The following is a 14881-nucleotide window of genomic DNA, read 5'->3' on the forward strand; positions in this document are numbered from 1 at the left end:
CGAGCTATGTTCCACTGACGTAAAGCCTGAGAAGAATAGTTTTACCAATCCAAACTGGTATTTTTATTTCCTGGATTTTTTTAGTAGTAATAGGCATTCAAAAATCCTTTTAAACAAACATCACAGAATTTTTTGGAAGTCCTAGATTGGATCATGCCTGGTATTGAAACAGAAAAATTTTGGCGCAAAAAGTCAAACCCAGGACTTTTTAAATCCACTCTGGCACCATTTTTTTAAGCCATATAAGTTTTAAGCCTGGAAGGGAACTCGAGGAGCTGTTAGGCGAATTTAATTGATTATTGTATTGTTTTTTAATCAGTATCTTGTAAGTGGAGAAAATTTGTAGAAAGACTTGTTACACCTTGACTACAAAATGAGATTCTAGTCGCGCAATAAAAATAGGATAATTACTATTTACGCTAACGGTATATACAAAACCATTCAGTTCTCTAATTGCTTAAAAACTGTCAGCATAAAAGCTGACTTTAGCCTACACGATGATCACAGTGCGCTACGGGAAGCTATCGCGAATCCGTCAATCGAACCCGGTGATGAAGCCTGTGTAATAACCTTGCCTTAGGGGCAGCCCCGGCTAAGTATCTGCTTTGACCTGCGCTTTCCCGAACTCTACCGACGTTGGCAATAATCAGCGCGGAGGTTTCTGTGGTGCCTTCGGCGTTAACTCACGCCACCGGAAAGGCATAATGGATAAATTTATTGGGGGCACGCACCATCGAGAATGGCTGTTTATGATTGCGGCCAACCAGAACGGCGCGCACTAGGATAAAAGACGTACCTGGGCACACTCTTTGATTATTGAGCTATGGGAAACCGTGATCGCCGCCCGGCCAGATGCTAAAAGACTGGCCACGGCGCGTTGCCAAATGCCGCCGCTCTCCATGTACCAGCTCGGTGTCTAAATAAAAAAGGACACCCAACGGGTGTCCTTTTCCAAGATCTTAGCCGTGACCAAATGGTAGTGTTAAATCTGCTCTACCGTCTGCTCAATACGCCCAAAAATAGATTGGCCCTCACCATCCAACATCTCAATAGCGATGGTATTGCCAAAGTCCATAAACGGTGTGCTCGCTGAACCCTTTTGGATGGTCTCAATCATGCGAATCTCAGCAATACAGCTGTAACCAACACCGCCTTCTGCTACAGGCTTACCGGGGCCGCCATCCAACTTATTGGACACGGTTCCAGAGCCAATAATAGTGCCTGCACAAAGTGGACGAGTTCTGGCCGCATGGGCGACCAGTTGCCCGAAGTGGAAGGTCATATCCACACCGGCATTGGGCTCGCCAAACTTCTCACCATTCAGATGGGAAACCAGTGGCAGATGCAATTTACCCTCGCTCCAGTTTTCACCCAGTTGTTCAGGGGTTACGCAAACAGGGGAGAAAGCACTAGAGGGTTTGGACTGGTAGAAACCAAATCCTTTGGCCAGTTCTGCAGGTATCAAACCGCGCAGGGATACATCATTGACCAACATTACCAACTTGATATGGGACAGTGCATCCTCAGCGGACACCCCCATAGGGACATCATCGGTAATCACGGCGATTTCTGCCTCGAAGTCGATGCCAAAGCCATTGCTTTGCGGCATTTTTACCGGCTCGCGCGGGGCCAGGAAGGTATCGGAACCACCTTGATACATGAGCGGATCACTGTAGAAGCTCTCCGGCACCTCGGCACCGCGGGCTTTGCGCACCAGCTCAACATGATTCACGTAAGCACTACCGTCGGCCCAGTGATATGCGCGCGGTAAAGGTGAAGCACACAGAGTTTGGTCAAAGGCTTCCCCTTGAATCTCACCATTCTGCAGGCGCTCATGTAGCTTCTCCAACTTGCTGCTGACAGATGCCCAATTGTCCAACGCACTCTGCATGGTGGGGGCAATATCGCCAGCTGGCACCATACGGGTAAGATCGTCGCTAACAACAACCAATTGGCCATCGCGGCCGGATTTAAGGCTGGCTAACTTCACTGTGCCTCCCCTTCAGTTTTTTCCACAAATTCTTCTTCCCCATGCATCCAGGCGGCGTGCCTTGGGGCTTTTTTAGTACGCGACCACTCTTCCAACATATCCTCAGCAACCCGCTTCAGCTCTTTGTGCATACCAGGCTTGGCGGTATTGGCGGCCAGCTCAATACGATGGCCGTTGGGGTCGAAGAAGTAGATCGACTGGAAGATAGTGTGATTGGTAGGGCCGAGTACGTCGACCCCGGCCGCCTCCAGTCGCGCTTTAGTCTCAAGCATTTCTTCCATGGACTCCACTTCGAAAGCGATATGCTGCACCCATTTAGGTGTGTTCTCATCGCGCCCCATCTCCGGGGAGTTAGGGATTTCGAAGAAGGCAAGCACATTCCCCATACCCGCATCCATAAAGACGTGCATGTAAGGGTCCGGCTCACCGGTTGAGGGTACCTCGTTTTCGGCAATGGCCAGCTGGAAGTCCATGCCGAGAAGATCGCGGTAGAATTCCACTGTCTCCTTGGCGTCCCTACAGCGATACGCCACGTGGTGAATGCGCTTAATGCCCATTGAAGCCTCCGTTATTATTCCTTTTCTTTAATGACGCCACGCTTGAGCTGGTCGCGCTCAATGGACTCGAACAGGGCCTTAAAGTTACCCTCACCAAACCCTTCATCTTCCTTGCGCTGGATAAACTCAAAGAATACCGGGCCGAGCATATTAGCGGAGAAAATCTGTAGCAGCAGGCGTGGTTGGCCGCCCTCGGTGGTGCCATCCAGCAGGATGCCACGGCTCTGGAATTCTTCAGTAGGTTCACCGTGCCCAGGCAGACGCTCTTCCAGCATTTCGTAGTAGGTGTCCGGCGGCGGGGTCATAAACTCCATGCCGCGCTCTTTCAGGCGATCCCAACAGGCAATTAAGTCATCACAAGCAAAGGCGATATGCTGGATACCTTCGCCGTTGTACTTCATCAGGAACTCTTCGATCTGGCCGCCGCCACCAGCTGCTTCTTCGTTCAGCGGAATACGGATCTTGCCATCCGGTGCAGTCATCGCCTTGGACAGCAGGCCGGTGTATTCACCTTTGATATCGAAGTAACGAATCTCGCGGAAATTGAATAGGTCTTCGTAATACTTGGCCCAGTAATCCATACGGCCGCGATACACGTTGTGGGTAAGGTGATCCAGAGTGTGGAAACCACAACCTTCAGGGCGACGCTCTACGCCTTCTTCCCAGATAAAGTCGATATCGTAGATGGACTCACCATCTTCGTAGCGATCAATCATGTACAGGGTTGCACCGCCAATACCTTTGATTGCCGGCAGGTGCAGTTCCATCGGGCCGGTATTCACATGAACAGGCTGTGCACCTTTACGCAAGGCCTCTTCGTAGGCGAACTTGGCATCTTTCACGCGGAAGGCCAGGCCACAAGCGGAGGGACCGTGCTCCTGGGCGTAGTAATAGGCGTGGCTGTCGGGCTCGTAGTTGGTGATAAAGTTGATATCACCCTGGCGCCACAACTCCACTGCCTTGGAGCGGTGACGGGCGATTTTCTCAAAGCCCATGGCGGAAAAAACGGTTTCAAGGATGCCTTTTTCCGGCGCAGTAAACTCTACGAATTCGAAGCCGTTAAGTCCCATCGGGTTTTCAAATAAGTCGGCCATGCGGTCCTCCATTTCTTATCATCGCAGCACTTCAAAGCGGGGCTGCGGATTGTGGATTTAAAGCGCAAACGAAGTTAGTTGCAGATGTAACTAATGTCAAGAAACTCTGGATCAGCTAACAAATGAGTACTAAAAGAGTATTTTTAGTCACCAGCCTCCAAAGCTAGCGCCTGGAAGAATAACCAGCTGGCAACGGGTCCTTGGACAGGATCGGAAGAGTAATCGGGAGCCGGGTGCGACACATTGGCTGCGCCACACCCGTGCACAGCCGACCTTATTTACGCGTGCATTTTCCGGTATCGGTACGACACATATGATCCTTGTGAAACTTGCCGGTCATCTGGTCGCACTGGGATTTGCTCACATCTCCGGCACAGGCATTTTCGGCATGCTGGCAGCAACCGGTTTCAGCGGTACCCATTCCCTTACCGCCTTCCATACCTTCATCTTTCTTGCGCTGTTCGCAGGCAGACAGGGTCAATACCATCGCTGCGGCCAGTATCCCAATTGAAGCTTTGAGTCTCATTAAGGCCTCCTAAATACCCGGCTTAGCGGCCGGTGACATGGATATCGCGGAATCTGCCGCGCATAGCTTTGTGCGACCCGCGTAGATTTACCCGACATCTCCACCAGCTCAGGGATTTTGCGATTAGGCGCGCCATCCCATTGTCACCCTGCAGATTTACCGGGCCATGCATTGACTGTAGCCCACACTGGCAGCGAAACCATCTGACTGACGGGACATTTACGTTAATTTGCCCCTGACAGCCCATCCAGATAGCTGAATACCTTTTTGTATTTGCCAGAGCCGGTACAATCGGCCCCCGTTTGTCGGGTAAAAAGCCCCGACAGGAATGTATTTATTGAGGACCCCCTATGCTTCTCGCCGCTGCTGCCATCATTGCCGGCTTTATTGTGCTGGTCTGGAGTGCCGACCGCTTTGTGGATGGAGCTGCCGCCACGGCCAAACACTGCGGCATGCCCACATTATTAATTGGTATGGTGATCGTCGGCTTTGGCACTTCTGCCCCTGAGATGGTGGTCTCAGCCATTGCCGCATTAAACGGCAACCCAGGCCTGGCCCTGGGTAATGCCTATGGCTCCAATATTGCCAATACCGGTCTGATTCTCGGCTTCAGTGCCCTACTGATCCCCCTCTCAGTCCACTCAAAGATTGTGCGTAAAGAGCTGCCACTGCTGCTGGCAATCACCCTGCTCAGTGGTGCCTTCCTGTGGAATGACCGCTTGGAGCGCTGGGAGGGCATTGTTCTGTTATTCGGTTTCTTCGCCTTGATCGGCTGGAGTATCTTTTCTGCCATGCGCAATAAAGGTGACCAGCTTGAGGGAGAAGTAGAAACTGAGCTGGAAGACAACCCTATGCCGCTCGGAACTGCCATATTTTGGTTGATAGCGGGACTGGTGCTATTGATTGTCAGCTCCCGAATTCTCGTATGGGGAGCAGTCACCATTGCTGAATCTTTGGGGGTTAGTGACCTGGTAATAGGCCTGACTATTGTTGCCCTGGGAACCTCACTGCCGGAACTGGCCGCAACCTTAGTGGCCGCACGAAAAGGTGAGCACGATATCGCCATCGGTAACGTTGTCGGCTCCAATATGTTTAACCTACTGGCAGTAGTCGGTATTGCCGGTACCATCGCTCCCATGGAGCATGTACCACACGAGGTGCTGTCCCGTGACTGGCCGATGGTTCTGGGCCTCACAATCGCCCTGTTTATTTTTGCCTACGGCTTCAAAGGCCAGGGCCGGATCAATCGCTGGGAAGGCTCCGCGCTGCTTATGGCATACCTCGTATATACCGGCTACCTAGTGGGAACCATTACCAAAGCTGCACTCTGATAATATTTGGGGTGGTGCCGCACCACCCCATAGTTACCGCCTGAATTCACCGTAATTCACCACCTCTGCGCCCATTTCTCTTCCCAAAAACTGACTAATATCTGCAAATACTTTCCAAGGAAAAGTGCTGAGCAGCTTGATGAAGAGAAGCACCATTGGCAAAACCGTCGCGCTAACCGCCCTATTTGGACTCGGTGCAATTTACCTTCCCAATGCCTCTTGGCTGGCGACAGCCCAGCAAGGAAAACCGATCCTGATTGCCCATCGCGGTGTCTACCATACTTACAACCGGGATAATTTAGCCCGTGACGTGTGCACCGCCGCCCGTATCCATACCCCGCAACACCACTACCTGGAAAACACGATTCCCTCTATGGAAGCTGCCTTTTCCCATGGCGCGGACATTGTCGAAATCGACGTCCATCCCACCATTGATGGCGACTTCGCAGTATTTCACGACTGGACCATAGACTGCCGCACGGATGGAACAGGTGTCACCCGGGAACAGTCCAGAAAGGACTTAAAGAAGCTGGATATTGGTTACGGCTATACCTTTGATGGCGGCAAGACATTTCCCTTTCGTGGCCAAGGGGTGGGCTTACTTCCCACTTTAAAAGAAGTCTTACTGCACTTTCCCAGCAAGCAGTTTCTGATCAATATTAAGAGTAATGATCCGACAGAAGCAGACCGATTGGATAACTATCTTCGGCTACACCAATTGCCTATTAATTCCCGGCTTATGATCTACGGCGGCGATCGCCCAATTAAAAGGATACGGCAGCTGCGGCCAAATGTACTGGCCTTCAGCAAAACCAGTGCCAAGCAATGCATTCTGCGCTACGTGCTACTTGGTTGGAGCGGTTATTTCCCCGAGGCTTGCCGAAACAGCATTGTTGTTGCACCCAATACCTGGCGGTGGGCTTTATGGGGTTGGCCCAATCGCTACTCTGAACGAGTGGCCAAAGCCAATAGCTTGGTGATGGCGGTGGACCATAAAAATGGTAAGCGAGGCTTGCCCGGTATTTACACACCGGAAGAACTCAGTTTTCTGCCCGAAGGTTACAGCGGAGCTATTTGGATTGAGAAGATAGAGCTTATTGGTCCATATCTACAAGCAAGGCAATAAATAACCTTAGCGTTTTCGAACTTTCTCCAGCCGTGCCAGATGCGCCTGAAGACGCTCTATTTCTTCCAGCAGCTCTATCGCTAATGCAGCGCCGGCAAGATTTACCCCCAGATCTCGCTCCAGGCTGTAAACCCGGCGCACCCGGCGCACACAAATTCCGCTAAAGCGCCACTGCACTTCCCTGCTACGCGGCTCAATAATTCCCTCCTCAACCAAGGCAATAATGCGCTCCGCCGGCACACCACAAGCCCGACACAGTTCACTCAAAGTTAACTCACTCTCTTCATCCAGGAGAACACCGCTAAGCTGCTCAACCTTTTTAGGCATCACAATTATCCTCCCATGGACTGACGCGGATTGAAGTTGAATGCGTCGCCAAACTGACGGTATGCCTCGCGTTCAATATCAGTAGTGGCTGGCGGCGTAACAGTTTGCATCACTATATACATATCCCCCGGCTGCTTTGCCGGGATACCGCGGCCCTTGAGGCGCAGTTTTTTACCATTGGTGCTGTTTGCTGGAATGGTCACTTTAATGGGACCATCGGGAGTGGGTACCTGAACTTTGGCTCCAAGCGTTATCTCCCAGGGAGCCAAAGGCAAATCCAGGTAAACCGTTTTACCTTCTGTATGGAAAAGGGGATGGGGGTTGAAAGCAATTTCCAGGTAGAGATCACCAGGCTTACCTTCTCCAATGCCAGGCTCACCCTGTCCAGCTAAGCGAATCTGTTGCCCTTCAGTGATCCCCTTGGGAATTTTTATATTAAGAGTGCGCTCACGCAGTTGCGGTCGCCCATCTGCACCCAATACCGAGTGCTTTAAGGTTACTTGGCGTGTACCGCCACGATAACTATCTTCGAGGTCTACTGTGATGCGGGCATAGGTATTTTCACCCTGGGCACTATAAGAGCGGCGCTGCCCCTGCCCATAAGCCTGACGAAACCCGCCGCGGCCAAACAAGCTTTCAAAGAAGTCACTAAAAGCTTCAGGATCAGCTTCGGTATATCCACCACCGTGAAACTCAAAACCCTGGTCCCAATTGGGGGGCGGTCGGAAATCCTGGCCAGACTGAAAACCACTGCCGAGCTGATCGTAAGCAGCTCGCTTCTCTGGGTCCTTCAATACTTCATAGGCCTCATTTACTTCCTTAAAGTGTTCTTCGGCGCCCTCCTCTTTACTGACATCCGGATGATATTTACGTGCTAATTTTCGATAGGCACGCTTAATCTGTGCCTGATCCGCACTCCGATCCAGGCTGAGTATTTTGTAATAGTCCTTGTATTCCATGGCTTTAATAAAAGCCAAAGATGGTGCATTTTGCCATGCATAATTTAATTAACTAGCAGAAGAATATGTCAGTGATGAGTGAATCCGCCAACCTAATTTAAGAGTCATTAGGATGCGGAACAAACAGCATTAAGGTGAAGACACTGAGGATAATTATTAAACTTCGATATGGCGCATTTATACTTTAAGTCCAGCAAGCATACCGCAATACATATATTATATTTGACGCCGACATAAAATTCGGCGCCAAATACCACAGGTTAATGACCTGTTTCATACCACATATCAGCACTCACATACTCAATACTGCCATCAACATAGTGAATATATGCTTGGCCTTGATTTGTTGAATAGGCTCTTACTGTCACATTGCATGAAAGGCCTGAACTACAACCTTTTATCCAATTTATTCGATCAATAGACTTGGTTATATTCGTAATAGTCCATTTACCAGAGGTGGAATTTCCAAAACTAAAGTCTATCCCCGTGCAGCTAGAGGTGCCATTGCCAAAAACTTGACCTCCAGACTTTACATTGAGTTGACACACAAGATTAGCAGATAGCGCAGGCAACGAAATAGATGCACCCACTAATAGTAAACTTGCCAGTAATAATTTTTTGATATCCATATACCTAACCTTAAATTTAAATGTCTCTATTATTTTTTTAAGTAAACAACGAATTTGAGGTTATCATTGAACAGTTGCGCTTCCTATACGACTCCAAAAATACGCCATAAAAATAAGCTAACCAGTTATCAAATCAAGACAATTAAATTCCATTAATTCAAAAAAACAATGTAATCAAATTAAATCTGTAATTTTTTCGGATATGATCGATTGAAAATAAATCTGTTTTTACATGAGAGTACAATGGAGCTAATATTCTAGGGAAGCCACGTTAGTCAGCCTCCCTGGAACAGGACATATTGATTAGGCGTTAACGTTCAGCAGAGTAAGGATCTTCCGCATTTAAATAGGCCAAAACATCTGCTTTCTGTTCGGTTGAATTAAGCCACTTGCGAACTTCTTTAGCTTTATCATATAAGTCATCGCCAAATTTACTCCGATACATTTCAGAAAAAGTCTCTTGGGCCTTATTCTCCCTGATCTTTTTCTGCCATTCATGAGTAACTAAAAAGTTAAGTGAGCCAGCAAGTCCTTCAGCTTTTAGTAAATCCCACTCGCCTTTATCTAACCAAACTCCACCGACAACAGTGCTGTAATCAATACGGTGCTCACTACTAGCAATAATTTTTATCTTTTGCATTATGGAGCCAGACACTGGGCACAGGATAGCTCGTTTAGTATCTTCGGCAACTACATCATTCAGATTACTAATGTCTTCTGAAAATTTGTATTCAGGATTTTGTCTTTTCCAGCTTAAGTAATCTTCAATAAGAATCCAGTTACCCTCACAGGAAGAACAGGTATATCCACGAAATAACTCTTCGATAGATCCTGGTTTAAGAACGCCATCTTTACAGCTGGTACAGCGCTTCATATTTTGTACCTTAATAAAAAATAACCCGGATCTATCTATTTAGAACCGGGTTATAAGAATCATTTATTTCTAAAAACAATAGTTAGTTTTGTACTATATAATTTAAAAAATGTACGTTGTTTTAACTATCAATCTCAGTAGTCTTATTGAGGTCGCCAACTCCAGCTTCTTTTAAGAGCGAGTCTACCAGCGGCGCCATAGCTCGGTGTTTTAGAGCACTACCCACCAGAGCCTCAGGCAAGCTTTGTCCTTTGGATTCAGCCTCGCCATCTAAAATGCCGCTGCTTGCTCTACCATCAACACCATTTAAGCCTTCAACAGAGATAATTTTCATTCCCTCAATACTTTCCATCGGCTTAACGCTTTCACGGATAATATTGGGCAGATTTTCGTGCAGACTGAGGACCTTCTTAAGTGCAATCTGGGCCTCATTAAGGCTATTAAAAGCCTCATTCATCAGGCGCTGCCCCTCAGCGTCCACCGCATATTTTTCACGATCAGCTTCGACTTTAATACGAATAGCCTCAGCTTCAGCTGCAGCCTGCAAGCGCAATGCTTCAGCCTTATCCTCTGCAGCTGCTTTCTCTGCATCGGCCATTACCTTAATACCCGTGGCCTGACGCTCCGCTACTTTTTGAGCTTCGATAATTTCAATGCGCTTATCACGCTCAGCAACTTCAACATCCTGAGCCGTGCGAACTTGCTCTTCGGCTTTTACGGCTTCAGCTCGAGCTACGTTGGCCTGTTGGTCCGCAAGAGATTGCTCTTTGGACTTTTCTGCAACAGCAATTGCACGTTCCTGCTTGGCAATTTCCACTGATTTCTCTTTGGAAATACGCTGCTCATCGAGAATACGCTCACCTTCAATCTCTTGCTCTTTCAAGCGTCGCTCTTTCTCGATTTCCAGTAACTTAGTTGCCTGTTCCGCAGCAATTTGAGATTGGCTCACCTCGCGCTGGGCTTCAATTTCAGCCTTGCGTGCGGCGCGCTCCTGCTCTGCTTGTTCACGGGCGATATCCGCCTTCTGAGCAGCTTCACGATTTTCCAGCTCGCGCTGTTGCTCCAAGTGTGCGTAACGTTTTTCCTTATCAATTTCTAACTTTTGGCGTTCAGCTTCGAGGTTTTTCTTCTCGATCTGTACCATAGTTTCCTGCTCGACATCATTGACCTCTTTACGACGCGTCTCAATAGAGCGGGTCATGCTGGCGAGGCCCTCAGCATCAAACACATTATCCTGATTGAAGAATTCTTTATGGGTTTGATCCAAACCGGTCAAAGATACAGCCTCGAGTTCCAATCCATTTTTTAATAGATCTTCGGAAACTACCTGCTGAACTTTTTGTACAAACTGACTGCGCTGCTCATGCAATTCGGCCATTTCCATTTCAGCTGCTACAGAGCGTAACGCATCAACAAATTTACCCTCGATCATTTCTTTTAATGCTTCGGGGTCTAAAGTACGCAGCCCCAAAGTCTGTGCAGCATTGGCTATCGCATCTACATCCGGTTTTACCCGCAGATAAAATTCAGCAAGTACATCAACACGCATACGATCCTTGGTGATCAGCGCTTGATGCTCTTTACGGGAAACCGCCAGGCGCAAAGTATTCATGTTCACAGGAATAATTTCATGTAGAACCGGTAGTACCAATGCACCTCCATTCATTATGACTTTTTGACCACCCATACCAGTACGCACAAATGAGCGTTCTTTTGAGGCTCTTGTATACAGGCGCGCAAAAATAGTTCCAATAACAATTAAGGCCACTAGTACAGCCCCGGCAATAAATACCATAACCGGTAGGTTTCCTATCACTTCTAGATTCTCCATTTAGTTATTCTCCATAAGATGTATACTGCTGGGGCGTGTTACTCGAAAATGTGCTCCCAGCTCTTCAACCAGTAACACCTTATCCCCCTGATTAAATGTTTCACTTTCATCCGGTTCCACCATCACATAATGTGTAGTTCCGTATTCATCACTAAAACGTGCTTCTGCTGGTGAACCGATTTCTGCTTTACCGATCGTAATAATAGCTACACGGCCAATAAAGGAATTTCTCTCAACTGCCTCGGATTCATCACCCACAGCAAAGCGCCGCATAATGTTGCCAACAAAACGTACCTGAGGTAGCGCAAGAAAAAAGACTGCCACAGCAAGTAAACCGCCTGGCAATAAATATCCAACAAGAGACTCTATGAGCATTTGGGCTACTAGGCCGGTGACTCCAAAGCTAACCAGAAAAGTTACTAACAGTATAAGTGCAGGAACTTCACCGAAACGCAACCACCCAAGCATCTTAGTCATCCCGCCAGACAACCCTGTATCTGGCACGTCAACATCAAAATCTGGTAATAAATTATCCAGTAAATCTGAAATACCAACACCAATCAATGTCATGACGCCTTCAAGAAGCGCTATCATAAACATTAAAATCAGCGCACCAGTAAAGATCAGGTTTTGGTCTTGCAATAAAAATATCATCAGCCCCCCGATTTAATCTTGGCTAAACGTTCTTTCACACGATTATTTCGCGCGAACTCCTCAAGCTCTGCTAATTTGCTGGCATCTATCCCAGAGTCAAATGTCGATATAGCTATATTACCTACTGCTCGATTAAATGCATCGGTAGCTTGTTCTACCTGGGCTTTTGGCTTTCTATCCCTGCCATATTCATCGGCAGTAACTCTATTGCTTACCTTTTTATTGGCTGCAATAAATTCTTGTAATTGCTCACGCATTTCACGTTTCTTACCTTGCAGGGCAAGAATATAGGAACCTAGTTCCTTTATTTCTATCTCATTTTCATTGATCGCTTTTTCTAAAATTGGAAGTTGCGCCTCAATATCCATTTGTTTGGCAATGGCGACTTCAGCCAAATCATCACGACCTTCATTTATAGCAATATCAATTTGTTCAGCTAAATGCTTATGACGAGCATTTTCATCGCTTAACGCTCTACTGTTTAGATACTTGGATGCCTCCACCTTCCCTAGCTGATCTCGCACATCTGCAATTGCATCATCCACCTCCCGAATTGCCTGCTCCATCACTGACTCTGGTGCAGTGGCTTCAACCGAGTCCACGACGGCATTGGCGGACACAGAGATTAAACGTGATATGCGCTTTATAAACCCTTCACTCATAACTTATCTCCTGCTCCCAAATAGAAAAATCCACCTTATTATTAGCTACAAACTTCAAATGATCTCGAAACAGTATCCAATCTCTCACTAAAGATACTGTTTATGCTTTCCTGCTATGACGGCAAGACAATTTTTCCGCAAAGTATTACGAGTCTGCAGCAGAGTTTTTATAAGTAGCTCAATAGGATTGGAATCAATAGTAAATTATATCAATGCCGTATTCTCTACGAGCAATTCCAATATCATTCAAATTAGTAAACTGCGATGACTTTTTCCCAAACAACAAGTCATTAATGGAAGGAACGCTTCTACACAGGAAAGTTATGACCGGGCAGATTTTTTTGCTCTGCCGAACCTCTCTCTACAGCAACCAATTTACGCATTTTTTACTTTGTGTGACAGCGCTACTGCAATCGATCGACACCAAGGTAGGCATAGTCATCCGCCGATAAACACGCCGAAATTTACTGGAGTTCATTGAGCATGACGTTCCTTTGCCTCACATGCATATAAATGTACACATACCAATAGAGTAGGTCAATCAATAGAAGGTAAAATGAGTGGATGACAAGTTTTTAAACGTGGGTCGCTTGCTTTTATGCTTTGCTAAAGTAGCAGCTATTAGCGCTGTAAAACTGAACATTGTGGTTGGCATACAATTCAAAAATCAATTACACGCTATAACAGCAGGTAAATAGTAACATAAAATCAACGCCAACTTATGGTTTTGAAAATATGAACGCGCCCAGTTCTAATTCATCCTTTCAGTGCTTGGAAAATCCTATTCTCAATGTCGATAGCTATAAAACTAGTCATTATCTGCAGTACCCCCCAGGAACATCACATATTAGTAGTTATGTAGAGTGTCGTGGTGGAGAATTTACGTCGACGGTATTCTTTGGCTTGCAGGCGTTTATCAAGCAATACCTGAGCACCCCCATCAGTTCTCATCAAATTGATGAAGCTGAAAATATTTTAACCCCCCATGGACTACCATTTAACCGTGATGGATGGAATCATATTTTAAATGACCACAATGGTTTAATGCCCCTTGAAATTGCAGCGATAGAAGAAGGACAAGTCATTCCAGTAACCAATGTTTTAGCTCAGGTTGTAAATACCTGCCCCTCCTGCTTTTGGCTCACCACTTATATTGAAACTGCACTTTTACGGAGCATCTGGTATCCATCAACCGTAGCTACCCAGAGCCGCGAAATAAAGAAAATTATCTCACAGTATTTATTTGAAACAGCGGAAAATCTGGATACGCTGGAATTTCGTTTACATGATTTCGGGGCTCGGGGAGCCAGCAGTCTCGAAACAGCCATGCTGGGAGGCATGGCTCATTTAGTTAATTTTAAGGGGACTGATACGATATCCGGAATATTAGCCGCAAAAAGATTTTACAACGCCGCTGTACCTGGAGCTTCCATTCCCGCCGCTGAACACAGCACAATTATCGCTTGGGGACAGCAGCATGAGGAAGATGCTTACCGTAATATACTTGAGCAATTTTCTGGGGAAGGAAAAACTGTGGCTGTTGTCAGCGATAGCTATGATTTATGGAATGCTATAGAAAATATCTGGGGAAAAAAATTAAAGGATAAAGTTACTCACGGTGGCGGCACATTAGTAATAAGGCCTGACTCCGGCAACCCAGAAGAAATCGTGATAGAAGCAATAGAAAGGTTGATGCGGATATTTGGCTCGCAGAAGAATAAAAAAGGGTATCGATTACTCCCCCTTTATTCGGGTTATACAAGGAGACGGTATCACCCGATTTGTAATCCCGAAAATTCTCCAAGCAATGAAAGAAAACAATCAAAGCACAGAAAATCTGACCTTTGGTATGGGAGGAGGATTACTACAAAAAGTTGACCGCGATATGATGGGGTTTGCAATGAAAGCCAGCGCTATCTGTATCAATGGCAGTTGGTACGATATTTTTAAGAATCCGAGAACCGGACCCGAGAAAAGGTCCAAGGGGGCCGCCTTGCGTTGATTCGCGGCGATGATGGTGCACTTCGAACTATTGTGCAGAGCGACCTAAAATCAGAGGCTAACCTGCTGAGGCCCGTTTACCGCAACGGTATCCTGCTTAAAGATTTTACTTTCGACAAAGTTCGAAGAAATGCTGCTCTTTGAATCCCTTTCCACCCTCACAACGTCTTACCCCTACGAAACTTCACTTTACCGAGCGAGTACTTTACAACTTTAGGTTGGTCCTGTTAGTTGTGCGTATCCAAAGTCTGACCTCCGTGCACATAAGGCCTCCAGCGTCAGTCGTAATAACAATAAGTACCCGCAGAGAGTGCTCATGC

The 14881-nt window shown here is 46.9% G+C and carries 16 protein-coding genes; 5 read left to right on the top strand and 11 right to left on the bottom strand.

What is annotated here, in order from left to right; translation table 11 throughout:
- Window positions 1–982: 982 nt before the first annotated feature.
- The 4 genes from P0078_RS13310 to P0078_RS13325 all read right to left on the bottom strand — a co-directional run bounded on the left by P0078_RS13310 (window position 983) and on the right by P0078_RS13325 (window position 4167).
- Window positions 983–1990, bottom strand: a complete 1008-nt coding sequence (locus tag P0078_RS13310) for a fumarylacetoacetate hydrolase family protein (protein WP_282930443.1) — start codon at window positions 1988–1990, stop codon at window positions 983–985.
- Entirely contained in the window at window positions 1987–2547 is a 561-nt protein-coding gene (locus tag P0078_RS13315; protein ID WP_252084079.1) for a VOC family protein, read from the bottom strand. The genes P0078_RS13310 and P0078_RS13315 overlap by 4 nt, the downstream gene beginning before the upstream one ends.
- A gap of 14 nt (window positions 2548–2561) precedes the next feature.
- Window positions 2562–3641, bottom strand: a complete 1080-nt coding sequence (hppD, locus tag P0078_RS13320; protein ID WP_282930444.1) for a 4-hydroxyphenylpyruvate dioxygenase — start codon at window positions 3639–3641, stop codon at window positions 2562–2564.
- A 274-nt stretch (window positions 3642–3915) separates the two neighbouring features.
- Window positions 3916–4167: a hypothetical protein gene (locus P0078_RS13325; RefSeq protein WP_282930445.1), complete on the bottom strand. Its 252-nt coding sequence runs from the start codon at window positions 4165–4167 to the stop codon at window positions 3916–3918.
- A gap of 350 nt (window positions 4168–4517) precedes the next feature.
- Here P0078_RS13325 and P0078_RS13330 point away from each other — a divergent pair, with 350 nt between their 5' ends.
- Entirely contained in the window at window positions 4518–5498 is a 981-nt protein-coding gene (locus tag P0078_RS13330) for a calcium/sodium antiporter (protein ID WP_282930446.1), read from the top strand.
- 139 nt (window positions 5499–5637) lie between these two features.
- The gene (locus P0078_RS13335; RefSeq protein ID WP_282930447.1) at window positions 5638–6624 is read left to right on the top strand and encodes a glycerophosphodiester phosphodiesterase family protein; all 987 of its coding nucleotides are present in this window, start codon (window positions 5638–5640) and stop codon (window positions 6622–6624) included.
- Window positions 6625–6630: 6 nt separating this feature from the next.
- Here P0078_RS13335 and P0078_RS13340 read toward each other — a convergent pair whose 3' ends face one another.
- The 7 genes from P0078_RS13340 to P0078_RS13370 all read right to left on the bottom strand — a co-directional run bounded on the left by P0078_RS13340 (window position 6631) and on the right by P0078_RS13370 (window position 12560).
- Window positions 6631–6951: a chaperone modulator CbpM gene (locus P0078_RS13340; protein WP_282934610.1), complete on the bottom strand. Its 321-nt coding sequence runs from the start codon at window positions 6949–6951 to the stop codon at window positions 6631–6633.
- 5 nt (window positions 6952–6956) lie between these two features.
- Complete coding sequence (locus P0078_RS13345; protein ID WP_282930448.1) at window positions 6957–7928, bottom strand: DnaJ C-terminal domain-containing protein; 972 nt, start codon at window positions 7926–7928, stop codon at window positions 6957–6959.
- Between the two features lie 242 nt (window positions 7929–8170).
- Window positions 8171–8539: a hypothetical protein gene (locus P0078_RS13350; RefSeq protein WP_282930449.1), complete on the bottom strand. Its 369-nt coding sequence runs from the start codon at window positions 8537–8539 to the stop codon at window positions 8171–8173.
- 310 nt (window positions 8540–8849) lie between these two features.
- Entirely contained in the window at window positions 8850–9413 is a 564-nt protein-coding gene (locus P0078_RS13355; RefSeq protein WP_282930450.1) for a TFIIB-type zinc ribbon-containing protein, read from the bottom strand.
- 121 nt (window positions 9414–9534) lie between these two features.
- Window positions 9535–11244: a flotillin family protein gene (locus tag P0078_RS13360; RefSeq protein ID WP_282930451.1), complete on the bottom strand. Its 1710-nt coding sequence runs from the start codon at window positions 11242–11244 to the stop codon at window positions 9535–9537.
- Complete coding sequence (locus tag P0078_RS13365; RefSeq protein WP_282930452.1) at window positions 11245–11898, bottom strand: YqiJ family protein; 654 nt, start codon at window positions 11896–11898, stop codon at window positions 11245–11247.
- Window positions 11898–12560, bottom strand: a complete 663-nt coding sequence (locus tag P0078_RS13370) for a PspA/IM30 family protein (RefSeq protein ID WP_282930453.1) — start codon at window positions 12558–12560, stop codon at window positions 11898–11900. The genes P0078_RS13365 and P0078_RS13370 overlap by 1 nt, the downstream gene beginning before the upstream one ends.
- A 560-nt stretch (window positions 12561–13120) precedes the next feature.
- Between P0078_RS13370 and P0078_RS13375 the strand changes: the two genes are divergently transcribed.
- From P0078_RS13375 to P0078_RS24605, 3 genes are read left to right on the top strand one after another with little or no spacing between them, the layout of a single operon-like run.
- Complete coding sequence (locus P0078_RS13375; RefSeq protein WP_282930454.1) at window positions 13121–13258, top strand: hypothetical protein; 138 nt, start codon at window positions 13121–13123, stop codon at window positions 13256–13258.
- A 37-nt stretch (window positions 13259–13295) separates the two neighbouring features.
- Window positions 13296–14438 (top strand): nicotinate phosphoribosyltransferase, encoded by a 1143-nt coding sequence (locus P0078_RS13380; protein WP_282930455.1) that lies wholly within the window; start codon window positions 13296–13298, stop codon window positions 14436–14438.
- A complete protein-coding gene (locus P0078_RS24605) occupies window positions 14356–14562 on the top strand; it encodes a hypothetical protein (RefSeq protein WP_353057075.1) in 207 nt (68 codons plus the stop codon). The genes P0078_RS13380 and P0078_RS24605 overlap by 83 nt, the downstream gene beginning before the upstream one ends.
- Window positions 14563–14881 lie beyond the last annotated feature (319 nt).

This window comes from Microbulbifer sp. VAAF005, from assembly GCF_030012985.1.
Taxonomy (GTDB): domain Bacteria; phylum Pseudomonadota; class Gammaproteobacteria; order Pseudomonadales; family Cellvibrionaceae; genus Microbulbifer.